The 19,025-nt window shown below is 43.2% G+C and carries 18 protein-coding genes and 1 CRISPR repeat array; of the genes, 10 read left to right on the top strand and 8 right to left on the bottom strand.

Annotated elements, in window-relative coordinates; genetic code table 11:
* Positions 1–79: 79 nt before the first annotated feature.
* Positions 80–1,912 (top strand): APC family permease, encoded by a 1,833-nt coding sequence (locus Tfer_RS12250; RefSeq protein ID WP_052218649.1) that lies wholly within the window; start codon positions 80–82, stop codon positions 1,910–1,912.
* A 218-nt stretch (positions 1,913–2,130) separates the two neighbouring features.
* On the opposite strand, the gene Tfer_RS16105 is transcribed toward Tfer_RS12250, so the two are convergent.
* Positions 2,131–2,937: a L,D-transpeptidase family protein gene (locus Tfer_RS16105; RefSeq protein WP_200901036.1), complete on the bottom strand. Its 807-nt coding sequence runs from the start codon at positions 2,935–2,937 to the stop codon at positions 2,131–2,133.
* Between the two features lie 225 nt (positions 2,938–3,162).
* Here Tfer_RS16105 and Tfer_RS12260 point away from each other — a divergent pair, with 225 nt between their 5' ends.
* The 4 genes from Tfer_RS12260 to Tfer_RS12275 all read left to right on the top strand — a co-directional run bounded on the left by Tfer_RS12260 (position 3,163) and on the right by Tfer_RS12275 (position 8,052).
* Entirely contained in the window at positions 3,163–3,963 is an 801-nt protein-coding gene (locus Tfer_RS12260; protein ID WP_052218650.1) for an ABC transporter ATP-binding protein, read from the top strand.
* Entirely contained in the window at positions 3,960–4,757 is a 798-nt protein-coding gene (locus Tfer_RS12265; RefSeq protein WP_052218651.1) for an ABC transporter permease, read from the top strand. The genes Tfer_RS12260 and Tfer_RS12265 overlap by 4 nt, the downstream gene beginning before the upstream one ends.
* Before the next feature lie 70 nt (positions 4,758–4,827).
* A complete protein-coding gene (locus tag Tfer_RS12270; RefSeq protein ID WP_052218652.1) occupies positions 4,828–5,886 on the top strand; it encodes an ABC transporter substrate-binding protein in 1,059 nt (352 codons plus the stop codon).
* Between the two features lie 42 nt (positions 5,887–5,928).
* Positions 5,929–8,052, top strand: coding sequence for a molybdopterin-containing oxidoreductase family protein (locus Tfer_RS12275; RefSeq protein WP_052218653.1), 2,124 nt, complete (start codon positions 5,929–5,931; stop codon positions 8,050–8,052).
* A gap of 165 nt (positions 8,053–8,217) precedes the next feature.
* On the opposite strand, the gene Tfer_RS16615 is transcribed toward Tfer_RS12275, so the two are convergent.
* Both Tfer_RS16615 and Tfer_RS16110 read right to left on the bottom strand, forming a co-directional pair.
* Positions 8,218–8,394: a hypothetical protein gene (locus Tfer_RS16615; protein ID WP_013121309.1), complete on the bottom strand. Its 177-nt coding sequence runs from the start codon at positions 8,392–8,394 to the stop codon at positions 8,218–8,220.
* 174 nt (positions 8,395–8,568) lie between these two features.
* A CRISPR array of direct repeats spans positions 8,569–11,825; the repeat unit is 30 nt; unit sequence GTTTCAATCCCTCATAGGTAGGCTAAAAAC.
* A 491-nt stretch (positions 11,826–12,316) separates the two neighbouring features.
* The gene (locus tag Tfer_RS16110) at positions 12,317–12,412 is read right to left on the bottom strand and encodes a type II toxin-antitoxin system HicA family toxin (RefSeq protein ID WP_083436940.1); all 96 of its coding nucleotides are present in this window, start codon (positions 12,410–12,412) and stop codon (positions 12,317–12,319) included.
* A gap of 57 nt (positions 12,413–12,469) precedes the next feature.
* Here Tfer_RS16110 and Tfer_RS12280 point away from each other — a divergent pair, with 57 nt between their 5' ends.
* Positions 12,470–12,685 (top strand): hypothetical protein, encoded by a 216-nt coding sequence (locus Tfer_RS12280; protein WP_052218654.1) that lies wholly within the window; start codon positions 12,470–12,472, stop codon positions 12,683–12,685.
* Between the two features lie 384 nt (positions 12,686–13,069).
* Here Tfer_RS12280 and Tfer_RS12285 read toward each other — a convergent pair whose 3' ends face one another.
* The 5 genes from Tfer_RS12285 to Tfer_RS12300 all read right to left on the bottom strand — a co-directional run bounded on the left by Tfer_RS12285 (position 13,070) and on the right by Tfer_RS12300 (position 16,318).
* The gene (locus Tfer_RS12285) at positions 13,070–13,462 is read right to left on the bottom strand and encodes a HepT-like ribonuclease domain-containing protein (protein WP_052218655.1); all 393 of its coding nucleotides are present in this window, start codon (positions 13,460–13,462) and stop codon (positions 13,070–13,072) included.
* Positions 13,452–13,754: a nucleotidyltransferase family protein gene (locus Tfer_RS12290; RefSeq protein ID WP_052218656.1), complete on the bottom strand. Its 303-nt coding sequence runs from the start codon at positions 13,752–13,754 to the stop codon at positions 13,452–13,454. Before Tfer_RS12290 ends, Tfer_RS12285 begins: the two co-directional genes overlap by 11 nt.
* Positions 13,755–14,367: 613 nt before the next feature.
* Complete coding sequence (locus tag Tfer_RS16740) at positions 14,368–14,508, bottom strand: hypothetical protein (RefSeq protein ID WP_200901037.1); 141 nt, start codon at positions 14,506–14,508, stop codon at positions 14,368–14,370.
* A gap of 13 nt (positions 14,509–14,521) precedes the next feature.
* Positions 14,522–15,679, bottom strand: a complete 1,158-nt coding sequence (locus Tfer_RS12295) for a uroporphyrinogen decarboxylase family protein (protein WP_052218657.1) — start codon at positions 15,677–15,679, stop codon at positions 14,522–14,524.
* Positions 15,680–16,318 carry a cobalamin B12-binding domain-containing protein gene (locus Tfer_RS12300; protein WP_052218658.1) on the bottom strand — a complete coding sequence of 213 codons (639 nt, stop codon included), beginning with the start codon at positions 16,316–16,318 and terminating at the stop codon, positions 15,680–15,682.
* Between the two features lie 417 nt (positions 16,319–16,735).
* On the opposite strand from Tfer_RS12300, the gene Tfer_RS12305 reads away from it, so the two are divergent.
* The 4 genes from Tfer_RS12305 to Tfer_RS12315 all read left to right on the top strand — a co-directional run.
* Positions 16,736–17,350, top strand: coding sequence for a TetR/AcrR family transcriptional regulator (locus Tfer_RS12305; protein ID WP_052218659.1), 615 nt, complete (start codon positions 16,736–16,738; stop codon positions 17,348–17,350).
* A 387-nt stretch (positions 17,351–17,737) separates the two neighbouring features.
* Positions 17,738–17,869: a hypothetical protein gene (locus Tfer_RS17155; RefSeq protein ID WP_282432071.1), complete on the top strand. Its 132-nt coding sequence runs from the start codon at positions 17,738–17,740 to the stop codon at positions 17,867–17,869.
* Between the two features lie 8 nt (positions 17,870–17,877).
* Complete coding sequence (locus Tfer_RS12310) at positions 17,878–18,429, top strand: DDE-type integrase/transposase/recombinase (RefSeq protein ID WP_152909051.1); 552 nt, start codon at positions 17,878–17,880, stop codon at positions 18,427–18,429.
* Positions 18,430–18,435: 6 nt separating this feature from the next.
* Positions 18,436–19,025 (top strand): ATP-binding protein (locus Tfer_RS12315; protein ID WP_052218661.1); only part of this gene is annotated, 590 nt, incomplete at its 3' end.

Here is a 19,025-nt window from a genome sequence, read left to right on the forward strand (position 1 = left end):
ATAAACAGGTATTTTCTGCCCGTCTGTCCATCTCCCAGGAAAACCCTGGGTTTTATTTTTTTGTTTCGAGGTGTTTATTATGACAACGGCTGTTTTTCGGGCAACCAAAAAATTTTTGTTGGGCCGGCCATTGCGCACTTCCAGGCTGATGCAGGAACGTCTGGGCAAAGCCAGGGCTTTGGCAGTTTTTTCTTCTGATGCTTTATCCTCCGTTGCTTACGCCACGGAAGAAATTTTAATGGTATTGGTTACGGCAGGCACTGCCGCCCTGCGTTTGTCTTTGCCGGTAGCTCTGGTTATTTCGGCGTTACTGGTTATACTCATAACCTCCTATCGCCAGACTATTTATGCATATCCGAACGGAGGCGGGGCTTATATAGTAGCCAAGGATAACCTTGGTACCGCCCCAGGATTGGTGGCAGCCGCAGCTTTATTGACTGATTATGTCCTTACCGTGGCCGTAAGTATTTCAGCAGGAGTAGCGGCCATTACATCTGCCTTCCCTGCACTTCTTGAATACAGGGTAGCCATCTGCCTCTTTTTCATAGCCCTGGTTACCCTGGCCAACCTCAGGGGAATGAAAGAATCAGCCACCATATTTGCAGTACCGACTTATATTTTCGTTTTCAGTATATACATTATGATTTTTGCGGGGCTCATCAAATATTTTACCGGTTCTTATGTTCCGACTCACGCCATGGCGACTGCGGGGCCGGCGCAGGGTGTTACCCTGTACCTTATTCTCAGGGCCTTTTCTTCAGGTTGCTCTGCTCTGACCGGCGTGGAAGCAATCAGCAACGGAGTGCCTGCTTTCCGGCCACCAGAGTCAAAAAATGCCGGGATAACCCTGGTTTGGATGGGTAGTATCCTGATGACCATGTTTGTTGGAATTACGCTCCTGGCCAGGTTTTTCGGGATTGTACCCGTTCATGACCAGACAGTGGTGTCGCAAATTGCCGCTGCCATCTTTGGCCGTTCGCCGCTTTATTTCCTGATCCAGGCCAGTACAACGGCTATTTTGGTCCTGGCCGCCAACACCAGTTTTGCCGATTTTCCCCGATTGGCTTCTCTTTTGGCCAAAGATGGGTTTATGCCCAGGTTTATGGCCATGCGCGGGGATAAATTAGTATTTTCCAACGGCATTATCACCCTTGGGTTCCTGTCAGCCATACTGGTAATTATATTCGGCGGTTCTACCCATGCCTTAATTCCTTTGTATGCCGTAGGAGTCTTCCTCTCTTTTACCCTTTCCCAAAGCGGCATGGTCGTACACTGGCTAAAAACCAAGGAAAAAGGCTGGGTAAATCACGCGCTGATTAATGGGCTCGGCGCACTGGCCACCAGCATAGCGGTCGTAATTATCGCCCGCACAAAGTTTCTGTATGGGGCCTGGGTCGTTATTATCATTATCCCAGTGCTTGTCCTGACATTTCTAAAAATACACCGGCATTATTCTGAAATCACTGCCGAACTGGACCCCAACGGCTGTGCATGTTACCGTAAACTTAATCCCATTATTATCGTGCCCATCGCCAATATAAACAAAGTTGTGATCAATACCATCGAATACGCCAAATCCATGACGGATAATATAATTCCTGTTCACATTTGCATCAGTGAAGAAGGAGCCGGTCGATTAAAAGAAGAGTGGAAGAAATGGAACTTTGGCGTAGATTTGCTGGTTATTCCTTCTCCTTACCGTTCTATCTTCGGGCCTTTGCTGCGGTTTATCGATAGGGTGGAAGCCCGGGCCGGAGAAAACGATAAAGTCACTGTGCTCATCCCCGAATTTGTGCCCCGGAAATGGTGGCATTATTTCCTGCACAATCAAACAGGCATGTGGCTGAAGTTCCTCCTGCTCATGCGCAAAGATATAGTGATCAGTTCTGTTCCCTATCACTTGAAAAAATAAAGTTTCCTAAGTCACCTCCCGGCCAAAGTCTAAAACCTCTGTATGATGTCTATACTTATAATAAGAACGGTCGGGAGGTCACAGATGAAAAAGAAGGAATTGGTTAAAGAGATTGAAAAACACTTAAAGCTTTACGAACAGTATCTGAAATCTCTCAGAAAAACGAAAAAAACCGGAACCAGATAAAGCACAGCCCGCCGGGCTGTGCTTTTGTCTGGTTATGGTTTCGTCAGTACAACCGTACAGTTATTTTCATCCCATGTTACCCCATAGCCAAAAGCCTCGGCCAGGACCCTGACATGGACAAAAGCCCTGCCGTGCTTCATAATCACAGGTTTATCTATTATTTTTGGGATACCGTTAACCGTTATTTCCCTGCTGTTCACAACAAAACATATCTGCGTCTCCCCTTGCTGCACGGTAACCTCTTTTTTCCCGGCATCCCATGTTATTACAGCGTCCAACGCCTCTGCCAGCGTCCGGATGGGAACCATTACTCTGTTATCTTCCAAATAGGCTCTGCCTTCCCCGTCCTGAGCAACGGTCTTTCCGTTAACCACAAGTTCAACAAACTTCTGTAACCCGTCTCCTTCCAGGTCCCAGTCTCTGTTGATAATTTCCACCGGCGTCCCAATGGGCGTCCGTTCATAAAGCCAAATAACATCCTGGTTAAACATCCTGATGCAGCCGCCGGAAGCATATTTCCCGATGGATTTCGGGTTATTCGTTCCGTGAATACCGTAAGTTCCGCCCGAGGTGCCGCGTGCATCAATCCCCAGCCAGCGGGCGCCCAGCGGATTTCTGGGACTGCCACCGGGTATTTTTAACTTATTGTAATATGGATTGACCACTTTACGGACCACCCGGAAAGAACCTTCAGGCGTGAGGTCCGGCGTGCGCCCCGTGGCCACCGGAAAAATCTTGCTCACTTGGCCGTTTTCCAGATAAGCCAGCTTGTTAACCTTCTTGTTGATAATTATCTTTTTTGCTTCAGTGGCAAATACCGGACCCGGCAATGAGCACAATAAAAACAAAGCCAGCAGAACACAACTGAACCTGCGCGTCCTTCTTCCCTCCCCCCAATAGTTTTTCACAGGGAAATAACTATGCGCAAGGGAGAGGACTTAGAACCGGCAACAATGGATAAGAATTAATTATCTCTATGCGACCTTTGATAGAAAACTTTTATTGGTCACATATATAGTTTTTATATACAATTATGTTGATACGGCAAATTCGTTCTTGAAAGGATGAAGCAGGTGATACTGTGCGCACAAGATATAAACAAATTTTTTCACACTCAGAACGGCAAACAAATCGAGGCTCTCAAAGATGTCGGTCTGTCTGTCAGGAAACACGAATTTGTTGCCATTGTCGGTCCAAGCGGCTGCGGTAAGAGCACCCTGCTAAATGTTTTGGCCGGACTTTATGAACCCGATACCGGCCAGGTTCTTATTAACGGCAGTCCCAGCAGGAGTTCCAGTGTCAAAAGGGGCCACATATCCCAGGCTGATACCCTTCTTCCCTGGCGAACGATAATGGAAAATGTCGAACTTGGACTCGAAATCAGAGGTATGGCCAAAAAAGAAAGAAGAGAAATTGCCGCCATGTTGATTAAACAGGTCGGTTTGGGCGGTTTTGAAAAAAGTTACCCCTTTGAGCTTTCGGGCGGGATGAGGAAGAGAGCTATTATAATCAGGACTCTGGCTTATGCCCCTGAGATAATATTTATGGACGAGCCCTTTGTCGGGCTGGATGTTCAATCAAGAGACGAGCTTATGGATGACATCTTAAAATTATGGCAGGAAACAAAAAAAACCATCTTATTTGTAACCCACGACCTGGCCGAAGCGATAACCCTTGCCGACAGGGTTATTTTGATGAGCGCCCGGCCGGCCACTGTGAAAGCCGAATACCTGGTATCATTGCCCCGCCCCAGATCTGTGGCCGAGATCAAATTCACTCCTCAATTTATTCAGCTTCATAAACGTATTTGGGGAGATTTAAGTAACGAAGTAATGAAATCCTATAGAAATGAGGCGTCTTCATGAAAAACGTTGTACGTGCAAATCCGGAAGTCAGAGCAACTGTCTTAAGAATTATTTTTGTAATAACGTTGATTTTGGCCTGGGAACTTGTTGCTGAATTTAAAATAATTGACCCATTTTATATCAGTCAGCCCTCACAGATTTTCAAAGATTTAAAACACCTCTTCATATCAGGGGAACTTGGCAAACATCTGACCATTACATTAAAAGAGGCATTCCTGGGTTTGACCATTGGCACATTTTTGGGCATGGCCGGCGGGTTTATCCTTGGGAGAATTGAGTTACTGGCAAAGATTTTTGAGCCGATTATTACGGCTCTTTACGGCATTCCCAAACTGGCGCTGGCTCCCGTTTTCGTCCTCTGGTTCGGGCTTGGTATCGAATCCAAAGTTTTCTTGTCACTCCTGATGGTTTTTTATCTCGTTTTCTTTAATACCTACGGAGGGATTAAAAGCGTTGACCCAAACCTGGTTGGAGCAGTCAAGTTAATGGGCGCAAATGAACTTCAGTTATTTACAAAAGTCGTTTTGCCTTCGTGCGTCCCCTGGATTTTGGCAGGGCTCCGGGGAGGGCTGGGCGCTTCCCTGCTTGGGGCTATCGTTGGGGAATATATAGGTGCCAGCGCCGGCTTGGGATGGATGATTCAATATGCAACCGGAACGTATCAGATCAACCGGGTAATGTCCTGTATAGTATTACTCCTCTTTACCGGGCTGATCCTGAACACGGGGTTAAAAATTCTGGAGAAACGCCTTTTAAAATGGCGTCCCCGTGTTGATTACGATACTATCTCATAGGAGGTGATTCTGCAGTTAAACTTTGGCTATAAATTAAACAACAATATTTTGGAGAAAGGAGACAGGTTAAATGAGACGCAAAGTACTTTTGAGCACCGTGCTAGCAGCGCTAATGTTGATAACGCCTTTTTTAGCGGGTTGCGCTAAACAACCGGCAGGGCAAACAAAGGCGACGGCAAACACCGGTGAGCCAACTGAAAAACAACCAAAACTCCAAAAAGTTGTAGTAGCTGAAGCTACCAGGGGCGAGTACTGGCTCCCTGTCTATCTTGCCCACCAACTGGGTTATTTTAAAGAGGAAGGTCTGGAAGCAGAATTTGTCACATATAAAGACGGGCCTTTGGCGCTACTTGGATTAGTCAGCGGAGATGCCCAGTTTTGTATCATTGGTTTTGAACCTGTATTGAGGGCTTATGAGCAGGGTAAAAAAACAAAAGTTATTTTAACAACTACATATAACCAGCCTTATATGTTCGCCACACGAAAAGGCATTAACAAAATCAGCGATCTCAAAGGCAAAGTTATTTTTGCCGGTATGCCGAGTTCAGCACCATACGCCTTTGCCAGGGCTGTACTGAAAACTGCCGGTTTGGACCCCGATAAAGACGTAACCTTCGCCAATTTAGAGTATGGCGCTGAAATAGCAGCCCTGAGCAAGGGGGAAATTGACGGTACCTATGTACGTGCCTCAAGGTACCCTGAATTTACGGCCATTGGCGCAAATATCCTGGTTGATGCCACTGACCCACCACAGCACAAAAAAATATTTGGCTCGGAAAGATATGAGGCTATGACTGTTCAGGTCACTGATGACTTTATTAAAACAAATCCCGAAACCGTTCAAAAGTTTGTAAATGCCGTGGTGAAAGCTATGAAGTGGCAATTTGATCATTCCGATGAAGAAGTCGCTGCCAAGATTGCCCCGCTTTTCCCGGGAAGGAAAATCGATGCCAGGTTAATCAATACTGTAAAGCGTTCCCTCTCTCCCGACGGTTATTTTACGAAAGAAGGATATGCAACTGTAGAGAGGTTCTGTAAGGATGTCGGTCTTATTACCAAACCGGTGCCTTTTGAAGAAGTAATCGACCAGTCGTTTATTAAAAAGGCCCATGAAACACTTGGTAAATAGGGCTGGCTAGTAAGCATGTTTTGGTTAAAAGGAGTCGAATAAATGGGCGATAATAATTGGCAAGTTAAACTCTGCGAGGGGATACCAGAAGTTAAGTTAGCTCAGTCAGTCTGCGACATGTGCAACGGAAACTGTGGCGGAAGCTGCGGGATTAATCTTTTCATAAAAAAAGATATGCTCATTAAAACCTCAGGCCGGCAGGGGCATCCTCTCAGTCACGGGTATATTTGTGCAAAGGGAATGCTCATTCCGGAAATCTTAAACGCCCCGGATCGGCTCCGGCATCCCCTGAAAAAAGACGGTAAGGGCCGGTTTAGGGAAATATCCTGGGATGAAGCCTTCTCTCTGATCACACGGCAGTTAAAAGATATTAAGGCCAAATATGGAGCAGAATCCCTGGCCGTTCACGTTGGCCATGCAGGAGTAAGAAAAGAATTCACCCCTTATGTGGAACTGTTTTGCAGGCTGTTCGGAACGCCGAACTTTTCCACGAGCGGGAGCCACTGCTACCTCTCCAAATTAATCGCCAATGAAATTACCTGCGGCAGCCTGCCGGTTCCGGACCTGCCAAACAGCAAATGTGTAATTCTCTGGGGGTACAACCCAAAAGAATCCTATCCTCCGGTGAAGCGTATTATCAACGAGGCACGCAAAAAGGGGACCGGGCTCATTGTAGTAGACCCCAGGGCAACCTCAACGGCAAGAGAATCCGACCTCCATCTCCAACTTCGCCCTGGGACTGACACAGCCCTGGCTCTTGGCCTGCTTAACGTAATCATCGGGGAAAATCTCTATGACCGTGAGTTCGTTGACAAATGGACCATTGGTTTCAGTGAGCTTCTTCAGCATATCCGGCAATATCCTCCGGAAGAAGTGGCAAAGATTACATGGGTACCGGCGGATAAAATCAGAAAGGCTGCCCGCATGTATGCGTCCTGTAAACCGGCCAGTATTGCTTCCGGAATCGCACCGGAACTTCTCACCAACGGGTTTCAGGCCGAACGGGCCATGTCTGTGTTACAGGCAATAACGGGTAACCTGGACATACCAGGAGGGGCTATCTTTACCCCACCGCCGAAATTGTCTCCTGTATTGGTAGAAACTGCAACAGAAAAGCCGGCCATTGGCAAAGAAGAGTTCCCCTTATTTCATAAATATACTAATCGTGCCCAGGCTAACTTGTATCCAAGAGCAATTCTCGAAGGCAGGCCATACCCTATAAAAGGTTTAATAGTTGTTGGAAGTAATCCTGTTTTAACTTGGCCTGACGCCGGAAAAGTTAAAAGAGCACTGGGTAAATTAGAGTTTCTGGCGGTCATGGACCTGTTTCTGACGGAAACAGCTAAACTTGCTGATCTGGTTCTCCCTGCAGCAACGTTCTGGGAACGCGATGAAATATGGGACCATTCCTACATAATAGGCGACCCAAGGTTGGGAATAGCTCAAAAAGCACTACCAGTCGGAGACGTTATAACTGACTGGGCCTTTTGGCGAGAATTGACCACCAGGCTGGGATACGGGCAGAAATTCTCACCCAAAACCGAGTATGAAGCAATTAATTTTAGATTAAAACCATTAGGCCTTGATTTTGAACAACTGGCTGAGTGTCCGAACGGCTATATTTATCAGGAAAAGCAATACAAAAAATATGAAGAAGAGGGATTTAATACTCCCTCAGGAAAAGTTGAAATCTATTCCAAACAGTTGGAAAACCACGGGTATTATCCTCTGCCAACATATCACGAGCCTGGTGAAAGTCCCTGGTCCACGCCCGAAATTGCCAGAGATTATCCGTTTATTCTCAGCACCGGGGCGAGGGCTCTCAGTTATATCCATTCCCGCTACCGTAACCTGCCTTCATTCCGTAAACGGGCGTATGAGCCCTTAGTTGAAATGAACAGAAAAACAGCCGAAAAGCTAAAGATAAAAGACGGAGAGTTGATTGCCGTTGAGTCCCTGAGAGGAAGAATTGAGCTCAAGGCAAAGTTAACAGAGGAGCTACATCCTCAAGTGATCTATGTTCCCCATGGCTGGGCCGAGGCCAATGTAAACCTTTTAACCGATGATACCGTTCTTGATCCTGTCACCGGTTTTCCGGCATTTAGGGCACTTTTGGCCCGGGTAAGAAAAATAAACCTTTCGCACCATAAAAGCCCCGCCTTGTAGACGGGGCGACAATTTTTTCGGCTGAATCATTTATGACCTACAACCATTTGATTGATGTCCCCGAACGTCTTATATGTGAGGCGTTCCCTGCAATATTACAATCCCTCGCAGACAGGCTAAAAACCCAAATCCTGCCCTAGCTACTTCTGATAAATTGGATGAACTTCATTCCGGGTTATAACGGAATATCAACTTAGTAAGATGTCCAAATACATCCTTGCCCAGTTCCTCCCATAAAAAATACATCGACAATTTGTCTCCCGGGTATTCTTCTTTTATAATCTGCCAAAATTCTTCTGTGTTTTTGGTTTTCATGAGCCTTTCCTTTACATCGTCATTCATTTCCTCAACCCCTTTTGATTTTCAATTCCTTATCAGGTACGCTTAAGACCTTTAGTAGTATGAGTCGTTCCGCAGAGAGGGCATATCCCAAACAAATGGTTTTTATTTTCATCAAATACCATTACATATGTCAACAGGACGATGGGATATGGTTTTTGACATTTACAGTCATCTGTTTCAATCCCTTATAGGTAGGCTAAAAACGAACGCATGAGTATTGTTGAGACAAAAGTAGATGAAGTGTTTCAATCCCTTATAGGTAGGCTAAAAACCGAAATAACATATTTCCCACATTCGGCTAGCTTGTCCCTGTTTCAATCCCTCATAGGTAGGCTAAAAACTCCTTTTTGGGAAGTGGAATAAACTTTTTATTGTCGTTTCAATCCCTCATAGGTAGGCTAAAAACAAGTACATGCGCCATTTCGTGTGCGAGAGAAAATTCAGGTTTCAATCCCTCATAGGTAGGCTAAAAACTCGCTGAAATAGCGGGTCTTTTTTTTTCTATCTCGGGTTTCAATCCCTCATAGGTAGGCTAAAAACCGCGGGGCTATCGGCGGAAATTTCGTAATAGGCGGTGTGTTTCAATCCCTCATAGGTAGGCTAAAAACGGAGTAAAAATCTATCTGGCTGAGTTGTTCGTGATTGACTGTTTCAATCCCTCATAGGTAGGCTAAAAACCATGGACAAAAAATGGAATGTCGACGGGGCCCAGTTAGTGGTTTCAATCCCTCATAGGTAGGCTAAAAACAGGATATTCTCTTCTTGTTTCCTTGTGAGAATTTCTGTGTTTCAATCCCTCATAGGTAGGCTAAAAACGCTTCTTCTTTGGTACGGAAACAGTTGCCGGTGGAAGTTTCAATCCCTCATAGGTAGGCTAAAAACTTATCAAATGATGCCAAATTTCTAATGCTTTACTTATGTTTCAATCCCTCATAGGTAGGCTAAAAACACAAGAAGAAAGTTGTCCGAGAGAGGACAAAGAGGAAGGTTTCAATCCCTCATAGGTAGGCTAAAAACGGACCAAGAGGGGGAATAACAATGGCAAAACAATTGAGTTTCAATCCCTCATAGGTAGGCTAAAAACCGACTAGCACCAACAAGAACGGTCAGCTTCCCTGCTGTTTCAATCCCTCATAGGTAGGCTAAAAACTTATCGTGCCATAACTGGACCATACTGGTTTGCCAAGTTTCAATCCCTCATAGGTAGGCTAAAAACTGCATAAAGCGAGTGGGAAACATGTTTCTGCTCATTTGTTTCAATCCCTCATAGGTAGGCTAAAAACACACAAGGAGGATGATAAAATGCAAAATCAAAAAATTGGTTTCAATCCCTCATAGGTAGGCTAAAAACGGATAAAGAGGTTGCAGATAAAATAAACCGGACCATTGTTTCAATCCCTCATAGGTAGGCTAAAAACTCGGAGTACAAAAACAGATTAACAACTTAATGGGCGTTTCAATCCCTCATAGGTAGGCTAAAAACTCTGAGCTTTGGCCTGCAGATTACGGCCCAAATTAGTGTTTCAATCCCTCATAGGTAGGCTAAAAACCAAAACCACCAACACCAAGCATTTGAGCAGTTTTGTTGTTTCAATCCCTCATAGGTAGGCTAAAAACTCCCTACGTTAAGTTTCACAGCGCATTTCATGATTTGGTTTCAATCCCTCATAGGTAGGCTAAAAACAACTTTAGGTTCTACTATCTCGAGTTTCCTTTCATCAGTTTCAATCCCTCATAGGTAGGCTAAAAACGAGACAATTGACAAGGGCAGTCTACTCCGGCAAAAAGGGTTTCAATCCCTCATAGGTAGGCTAAAAACGCTCTTTGGCTTCGTCCAGTTGTTCCTTCAAATCGGGTTTCAATCCCTCATAGGTAGGCTAAAAACCCGAGGCCTTGTTGTCTGAGATAACTCAGCAGAGAAAAGTTTCAATCCCTCATAGGTAGGCTAAAAACGCAACTCTTTGACCGCTTCGCCTTTGGAACCCAACTTGTTTCAATCCCTCATAGGTAGGCTAAAAACCTATATTCTTTTTAATTTGTTCTGGTTCTGTTTGGGTTTCAATCCCTCATAGGTAGGCTAAAAACCAGGCACATTGGAATATTGAATTGTCACTTTGCCGTTAGTTTCAATCCCTCATAGGTAGGCTAAAAACAAAGCCGAAGACACTGATGCTAAAAGACCAATTACAGTGTTTCAATCCCTCATAGGTAGGCTAAAAACTGTACCTTCAACATTAAACTTACTTGTTTTCCATTACGTTTCAATCCCTCATAGGTAGGCTAAAAAATACTTTTGGCTACAGTGTTTACGGCTAAACAGATTTAGTTTCAATCCCTCATAGGTAGGCTAAAAACGGCATATGTGGCGCTTAATAACTTGCCGTCTGACAAATGTTTCAATCCCTCATAGGTAGGCTAAAAACGCTGTCCATTTTTGCACAACTCAAACACCTATTCATCAGTTTCAATCCCTCATAGGTAGGCTAAAAACTGACAATCTATTAAAATATTGCATAATTTCCTAAACCGTTTCAATCCCTCATAGGTAGGCTAAAAACTGACTTAACTGTTCCTACACCTCCAACAGGTTTATATGCGTTTCAATCCCTCATAGGTAGGCTAAAAACTAAAGAAAACGCGACAGATACCTACTAGATAAAAATGGTTTCAATCCCTCATAGGTAGGCTAAAAACAGTCAATAAGGTTTACGGATGAAGTAGCGGAAATAGTGTTTCAATCCCTCATAGGTAGGCTAAAAACAATATATAAATTTACTAATAAATCATTTGGATCAGGTTTCAATCCCTCATAGGTAGGCTAAAAACAATAGAATAGCTGGCTTGCGTTTTGTAGGTGAGGCAGTTTCAATCCCTCATAGGTAGGCTAAAAACTGGCTTCTGGTGTTGGATATATTATTTCTTTGGTTGCGTTTCAATCCCTCATAGGTAGGCTAAAAACCTTTATTCCCTGCCAAATCTGGGCCGCTTTTGCCTGTTTCAATCCCTCATAGGTAGGCTAAAAACGCCGATTACTTGCGATTAGTAAACAGTTTTTGTGAAGGTTTCAATCCCTCATAGGTAGGCTAAAAACACATAGATGGGGAAATGTATATTCATCCTGAGTCATTTTGTTTCAATCCCTCATAGGTAGGCTAAAAACCATTATAAAATTTATGGTTTATGTTTTTGCTTTTGTTTGTTTCAATCCCTCATAGGTAGGCTAAAAACCCTTCTCATCATCACTTTTTAAAACAGGATACACTTTGTTTCAATCCCTCATAGGTAGGCTAAAAACTATCATTACAACATCTTTGACTTTGTCATTTTTCTTCTGTTTCAATCCCTCATAGGTAGGCTAAAAACACCACCTTACACCTTCTTTCAAACTCAGATACAAATTAGTTTCAATCCCTCATAGGTAGGCTAAAAACCCGTTCGGGCGGCGCAAAAAATCAGGTACAGCAAGGCTTTTTGGTTTTCTGTACCTTTCAGCATTTTACCATAAAAATGCTCTTTTTTAAAGGCCTGTTTTGCAGTATTTTCTTATTTTTCTAGGCCTGCGCCCTGTTTTGGCTTTGTCGTCGATCCCCCGGGGTTTTTGCGCTACCGGAGGTCGACGACAAATTTTCCGTCTGACCGGTTTCGGCTTTGAAGTTAATAATTCAGGGCTTACGCCCATCTGGTACTTTTCCAGTTTACACAGTTCCAGTCTGATTAACCGTCTTTATGAAACTTCCCTGCCAGTATCCCGGTGTTTAGTAGAAGTCTTGAGCTTGTTATCCCCCCATGCCGGGTACAAGTATATCGGCTAAATCATTTAACCATTTGGGGATGGTAAGGGTTTTTTTGACCGCCTTGTTCGCCGTGAAAAATTACGCTTAAATATTTATTATTATTAACTTATTGGAGCGAGGCAGGATTTTTATTCAAGCCCCGCCTGTTTTAGTAAGTTTCTTAAAGTCTTGGGGTCAACGTCCTTCTTCGGATGAGGAACTGTTACCTGGTAGGCTAAAAACATAATTTGCAGCCGCAAAAACAAACCGGTATACTGTGCAGTAGAAAGGAGACGATGTCAATGACCACTGTCAAAGCGCCAATTTGCATGACCTGTGACCATTTCATTGATGACCCCGAACGTCTGATATGTGAGGCGTTCCCAAATGGAATTCCGGAAGCAATTATTAATAGTCAAGCTGATCACCGAATGCCTTACCCAGGTGATAACGGCATACAATATAAGCGCAAACTCAATGGACCAGGTTTAGCCGAACCGCAATATTTCAATCCCTAAAATGCAGGCTAAAACCCTTAAATCCTACCCCACCCGCTTCTGATAAATTGGATGAACTTCATTCCGGAGTTTCGCTCATCAAATATGCCTCCAGCCATCTGTTTCAATCCCTCATAGGTAGGCTAAAAACTGGCTGGCTGACCGGGGCAGAGCCAAAGGCATTCCGAGTTTCAATCCCTATATGTCAACGCCGGAATTAAATTGACCCACTTTAGCCGGAATAGTTTTGACCCACCCCGGCTTCATGTAGTTGCCAGTATGGCATAAGTGCCGGTCTTTATGCGGTCTTTATGCGGTCCTTAAGACGATAGCTGTTGCCACGGGGTTTTTCCTGTCTTCTTCATAGGCCCATTATTAGCATGAAGATAACATCCAGAACCATATTTATCTCCCATTTTTCTCCTCTAAAGCAGGCTGTTCAAGCACACGGTATTTTCTTAAAATCGAATTGCAATAGTCCCTTAGTTTCGGCACATCATCAGAAACAGCTTCCCAAACTGTCGAAATACTTATATCTCCATATTTGTGCGCTATAAAGTTTCTCATTCCCTTAATGTTCTTCCACGGAACTCCATTATGCATTTCTTTAAAGCTATCAGATAAATGACCAGACAGCTCACCAATTTGAAGGATGCACATTGATACTGCATTTCTATAAATGGAATTAGCCTTAAAAATTTCAAAGGAATTGCCAAAATACTCTATTGTTTTATAAATTTCATCACAATATTTTATAATATGCTCCAAAATATCAACGTTTCTTGCATCATTGCTCATAAAGCAAAATCTCCTCTCTGCTTATTCTTTTTAAAAATTTCTCATCAAGGCTGTCACTAACGATTACATCAACATGCGTTTTAAATTTCTCCTCAAGGTCAATATGAAAGCCAGAAAGCTGGAATAGCCCACGTATTCTCCCCTTATCAATACGCAGGTCAATGTCACTGCCAGGCCTTGCCTCACCTCTGGCATAGGACCCAAATAAAGTTACCCTTTCAACCCCATACTGCTTTGCAACTTCACTTACAATGTTCCGTATTTCATCAATGGTGTATATATGTTTCGTCATACCAAAACACCTCTTTTCCTTTTTTGGTAGACATTGTTTACAAACTTAAATCCTGTTCCAACAATATTCTCTGCTCCCTTATCTTATACTCATATTATATACTACATTGGGATATAATAAAATATTACTGTCGCTGCTGGCCAATCCGCTGAAGGAATCCACCAATTTCAGATTACTTGTGGTCTTGCCTGTCCCCACATCCCCAGTTACAACAGCAAATAGCCTGTTTGGCTACATTCAAGCCTACTACGCAGTTCCTCCAGCCCGTCCTATAAAAAACAGCCTTAAACAGGCTGTTTTATTGTTGTTTTATATCGGTTACATTTTACTGCAGAGGGCCAAAAAAACGTGAAACATAATTTGCAGCCGCAAAACAAACCGGTATACTGTGCAGTAGAAAGGAGACGATGTCAATGACCACTGTCAGAGCACCAATTTGCATGACCTGCGACCATTTCATTGATTGACAATTGTCAATTCCTAATAAGTAGTGCCACAAACTCCACATATGTTTTGGAGCAGACAAGAAAAAAGGGAGTGGCCCCAGATTGAACCGATGGCTCCGTTCACTTTTGGACCACCCCATCAGACCAACTAAGTATTTAGTTTTTTGTTACATACCCAAGAACATAATAAAAGCAATTAGCATTTCCTCGTATCCCTGCAACTTAGGCGCCGCTGTCTTTTCTTGATTTTCGATTTCAGGATGTTGAGCCTTGTATTCTTCCCATGTTTTATAATATTTGCTCTTCATTATTTATCACCTCTTAATAATTAGAATTTGACGCAACATATTCCCAGACAGCCTTCAAATTGTCTACGTTTAGGCCATCCTGTGTTATGAGTACTTTATCAAAACTAAAGATATACCCTCCACCCGGCGCCAGTATGTCAATCAGTTCTTTAGCTTTATCGATACACTCCTGCTTAGTGCCGGTTTTTAACAATGTAAGGGGATAAAAGCCAGTAATAATATGTTTGCGGCCTAGCTTTTCTTTAACCAGCTTAGGATCACCGTCTTCAAAGAACATAATTGTTCCTGCCGGTAATTCAGCTAAGTAATCTAAGTACCGCATCCAGTTATTCTCGCAGTAAATGAACGACCTGAACCCTGCGGCTGCTAGCCCGTCAAGCTGCTTCTTGAAACCAGGCCAATAAAATCTGGCAAAATCTTTATCCCTCATATACGGGGCCATATGGAGCGGTATAAAGGTCGCCGAATTTAATGACGGAAATGGCTGCATTCCCATCTTTGTTACCCAAGGAACCAGAGCCTCAACGGCTGCCTCAACTTTATCCGGAATCCGTCTTATATCCAAGGAAATCCCTTTGAAGCCCCTCATTTGATCCGCTAAGTAATCGAAGGGAGCCTCACAAATGGCGGCCATAAAATTCACTTCGGCATACCCATATTTTTCACGTATTCTGGCAGTTTGCATAGCCTGGTTACCAAATTCATCACTAAATGTTTTAAACGCCTTGGCTAGAGTAAAGGCGATAGACATCGGGTCCTTATTATCAAGCTCAGAATAGAGCCTGGGTAATACTCTCTCAATAAAACAATCAAGAGGAGCTTCAATAAAGTAATCGTAATCTTCTACCGCTAATCCTTCAATTTCGGGATGCTGAATAAAACCATTAGAACCCATAACCCAGTTTCGGGCTCCCAACTGCTGGTAAATGGATGGATATCTGACCGCATGTACCGGAACATTATCAGTGATGAAATCCCGACATATTATTTCTGTTACTTCCTCAAAAGCATTGGAATCCCATTGCGCCTCTGCTAAATTTTTTCCGGCATATTGCATGGCAAATTCCTGCTGCATAAAGGAAAATATAGGTACTCTTTTCGGAATTTTACCATCCAACACATCAGTAAACAATTGAGTTCTTTCCTGGGCTAAAGCCTTAACATCACTCATCTATTTCACCCACTCCCGACAATATTTAACGCCCTCAGCAGCATTGGTTGTAAACCGGTCTGCACCAATCTGTTTACAAGCATCTTCTGTAACTGGGTTCCCACCAATAATGATTTTTATTTCGTCACGAACCCCAGCTTCTTTAAGCGCATCTACAGTAGCTTTCATAGAATCAAGAGCCAGGGTAAGCACTCCGCTCATGCCTACGATTTGTGGCTTAACTTCTTTTACTTTGTCTACAAAGGCACTTGCAGGTACGTCTATCCCCAAGTCGTAAACTTCAAAGCCGGCTGCTTCTACCATGCTGGCGAAAATGTTTTTACCGATATCGTGAAGGTCACCTTCAACTGTTCCTAAAACAATAGTACCGATTTTCTTAGATTTGTCTGCTACCAACACTGGTTTGAGAATATCAATTGACTTGGTGAGTAGTTCACCGGCAAAAATTAAGTCTCCAACAAAGTACACATTTTTCTCAAATAGATCACCTACTATGGCCATACCCTGCTGACACGCCCCGACTACAGCATCTGTTTCATCTGAACTTGGATTGGATGATACAAATTCCTTTAATAAACTTTCTACTTCGGCTTCATCAAGATCGCCCACCGCCTGTGTTAACCGTTCTAAATCTAACAAAACCATCTCCTCCTTTGTTTCCAAAGTAATGCTGCTTCATACTTATTAGGATTAGTTGAAAACACCCCCTCCATCACGCATAAAAGTTACCCATAGGTTAACACAAGTCGGATTTTTTAACCTACTGGGCTATTAGCAACTGTATAGCTGTATATACAGTTAAATCCAAAAAAATAAGAGAATAAACCACGGTCCTTTTACATACTAAAGTATGTTGATTTAAAAAAATTTTAACATACTTCGGTATGTTTGGTCAATCCTTTATTTTCTCTTCCCCTCATGATATAATCACAATTAATATTGAGCATTTTGCAAAATAATTAGCCTTAGAAAATCAAGATTTTCCGAAAAAGTAGAAAGGACTTCACCTCAAAAACGGAGAAGTTTTCAAGTGGCTAAATCAGGAAAGGAAAAATCATGGATAATATAAGAAATTTGCGAAGAGACCAAGCACATGCGACAAAAAGAAAACTTATTGATAAAGCCTTCCGACTGTTTGAGAAATACGGATACGATAATGTGACTATTGATCAAATTTGTAACGAACTTGGCTTAACAAAAGGAGCCTTTTACCATCATTTTAGATCAAAAGCAGATATTCTTTTACGACGGTATAAAATCGCTGAAGGTGATATCTTCGAACTTTTCAATAATAACCTTAAACTACCGCCAGATGTACAGCTCCGGAAGATTTTCGATTTCTATCTTGAATATTTTCAAGAAAATAGATTGGATGAGGTCAAGGTATTAATAAAAATTCAAATGGACAAGCATTACAAGAACTTCGCACTGACCAGTACCCTTCAGAGACAAGTGTTAAAACACATAATTCAAAAGGGCCAAGAGAGTGGCTGTTTTAAAAAAAACGTCGATAGCGAAGAAACCGCACGGTTTATCATGAGTTACCTTTATGGTCTCTTGTCAGAATGGTGTGCATATGACGGTAAAATTCAGTTCTCAGCTTCGCTAAATAACTTTTATGAGAAATATTTAAAAGAGATTTTATTTCTAAAAAACGAAACTTCCAAGTAATCATAAAAGCGATATGCTCCCCTAAAGGTAGAGACGGTAATAAAAACCTACTACCAAAAAGTGAGCATTTTCATTTATAAAATGAGTCAGGTAGGAACAGGCCTCTCGCAAATCCCAGGATATCGCAATTGAGCCTCCCCCATCGCAGAACCGCGCGAACGCAATTAACGCACACGGCTCCTGTTAGCAGTATAATAAAATACAGCAAAAACGGCCACTTAAAATACAGCAATTTCGGCCACTGGATACAGCACCTCGACTGGAAACAATGGGTTATGCTACCATTAAGGTAAATCTCAATTCCGGAGGGGTACACGATGAAGGGGCGGAAGGAAGCTGAGCTTATACGAAGGAGTAGTCATCGACTGGCTCAAACAGCATCCCGATATGTCGGCTGCACAGGTATTGGACTGGCTTAAAGAGCACTACCAGGTAACGGTTTCTGAAAGAGCAGCCCGGCGATTTGCGGCGCATCTCAGGGAGCAAAACAACATCCCTAAAGTGGCAGCAAAGATGTGAGGCAGTATATGGCCACAGAAGACCCGCCAATGGGTCATCAGATGCAGGTAGACTTAGGTGTTGTCTACATCAGGGATGCTCGGACAATGAATTATCGTAAGCTATACTGCGTAGCTTGCGTCCTTTCCCACTCCAGGTATAAATGGGGTGAATGGTATACTCAAGCACTAACAGCAGCACAACTTGTATCAGCCTTGCAAGAATGCTTTGAGTATATGGGCGGAATGCCCAAAGAGCCGGTATTTGATCAGGACAGGCTGATTGCTGTTGATGAAAACTATGGTGATATAATCTATACCCGGGAATTTGAACAGTTCCGCCAACAGATGGGCTTCAACGTATATCTTTGCCGGGGTGCAGACCCAGAAAGCAAAGGAAAAGTGGAAGCCGTAGTCAAGTACTTTAAGAATAACTTCGCAAGAAACAAAACGTATACGGAACTTGACATATGGAATGAAGATTTTCTCGCATGGCTTAACCGGACAGGCAACGCAAAGGTACATGGGACAACAAAAAAGATACCGGCAGAGGTTTTCAGTAGTACTGGCCAAAGGGGGTGAAACAGAATGAACCTTCTTTACACAGTACAGGAACAGCTTAATAGCCTGGCCATGGTATATGCTGCAAAGCAACTCGAAGATATACTTGAAAAAGCCCAAAAAGAAGAATGGACGCCGCTGCAGACGATTAAGGAATTGCTCGAAGCCGAACAAAACGGGCGACAAGACCGAGGCAGACTAAGACGGCTGAAAGCGGCAAATCTGCCATATATGAAAACACTGGAAGACTTTGATTTCGGATTTCAAAACAGTGTTTCGAAAAGACAGATGAAACAGCTCACTGATATGGCATGGCTGGAAGGCGCCTACAACATTATGTTCCTAGGCCCTCCCGGAGTTGGTAAAACCCATCTTGCTGTATCCCTGGGATTGGCAGCGATAGATGCCGGATACCGGGTATATTTTACAACCATGGATGACTTGGTACAGGCTTTAAAAACCGAAATGATATCGGGTAAAAGCCGGAAAAAACTTAAGATACTGTATGCGGCTAATCTTGTCATACTTGATGAAGTTGGTTTTCAGCCCATAACCAGACAGGAAGCCAATATGCTTTTTGGCCTGATAAACAAGCTATACCAGCAAACCTCCATCAT

This window comes from Thermincola ferriacetica (genome assembly GCF_001263415.1).
GTDB classification, from domain to species: Bacteria; Bacillota; Thermincolia; order Thermincolales; family Thermincolaceae; genus Thermincola; species Thermincola ferriacetica.

Excerpts from the sequence above, each read along its gene's own strand:
- Tfer_RS12250 (WP_052218649.1), top strand. The coding sequence starts at position 80 with ATGACAACGGCTGTTTTTCGGGCAACCAAAAAATTTTTGTTGGGCCGG.
- Tfer_RS12260 (WP_052218650.1), top strand. The coding sequence starts at position 3,163 with ATGAAGCAGGTGATACTGTGCGCACAAGATATAAACAAATTTTTTCAC.
- Tfer_RS12265 (WP_052218651.1), top strand. The coding sequence starts at position 3,960 with ATGAAAAACGTTGTACGTGCAAATCCGGAAGTCAGAGCAACTGTCTTA.
- Tfer_RS12270 (WP_052218652.1), top strand. The coding sequence starts at position 4,828 with ATGAGACGCAAAGTACTTTTGAGCACCGTGCTAGCAGCGCTAATGTTG.
- Tfer_RS12275 (WP_052218653.1), top strand. The coding sequence starts at position 5,929 with ATGGGCGATAATAATTGGCAAGTTAAACTCTGCGAGGGGATACCAGAA.
- Tfer_RS16615 (WP_013121309.1), bottom strand. The coding sequence starts at position 8,394 with ATGAATGACGATGTAAAGGAAAGGCTCATGAAAACCAAAAACACAGAA.
- Tfer_RS16110 (WP_083436940.1), bottom strand. The coding sequence starts at position 12,412 with ATGTTTTTAGCCTACCAGGTAACAGTTCCTCATCCGAAGAAGGACGTT.
- Tfer_RS12280 (WP_052218654.1), top strand. The coding sequence starts at position 12,470 with ATGACCACTGTCAAAGCGCCAATTTGCATGACCTGTGACCATTTCATT.
- Tfer_RS12285 (WP_052218655.1), bottom strand. The coding sequence starts at position 13,462 with ATGAGCAATGATGCAAGAAACGTTGATATTTTGGAGCATATTATAAAA.
- Tfer_RS12290 (WP_052218656.1), bottom strand. The coding sequence starts at position 13,754 with ATGACGAAACATATATACACCATTGATGAAATACGGAACATTGTAAGT.
- Tfer_RS16740 (WP_200901037.1), bottom strand. The coding sequence starts at position 14,508 with ATGAAGAGCAAATATTATAAAACATGGGAAGAATACAAGGCTCAACAT.
- Tfer_RS12295 (WP_052218657.1), bottom strand. The coding sequence starts at position 15,679 with ATGAGTGATGTTAAGGCTTTAGCCCAGGAAAGAACTCAATTGTTTACT.
- Tfer_RS12305 (WP_052218659.1), top strand. The coding sequence starts at position 16,736 with ATGGATAATATAAGAAATTTGCGAAGAGACCAAGCACATGCGACAAAA.
- Tfer_RS17155 (WP_282432071.1), top strand. The coding sequence starts at position 17,738 with ATGTCGGCTGCACAGGTATTGGACTGGCTTAAAGAGCACTACCAGGTA.
- Tfer_RS12310 (WP_152909051.1), top strand. The coding sequence starts at position 17,878 with ATGGCCACAGAAGACCCGCCAATGGGTCATCAGATGCAGGTAGACTTA.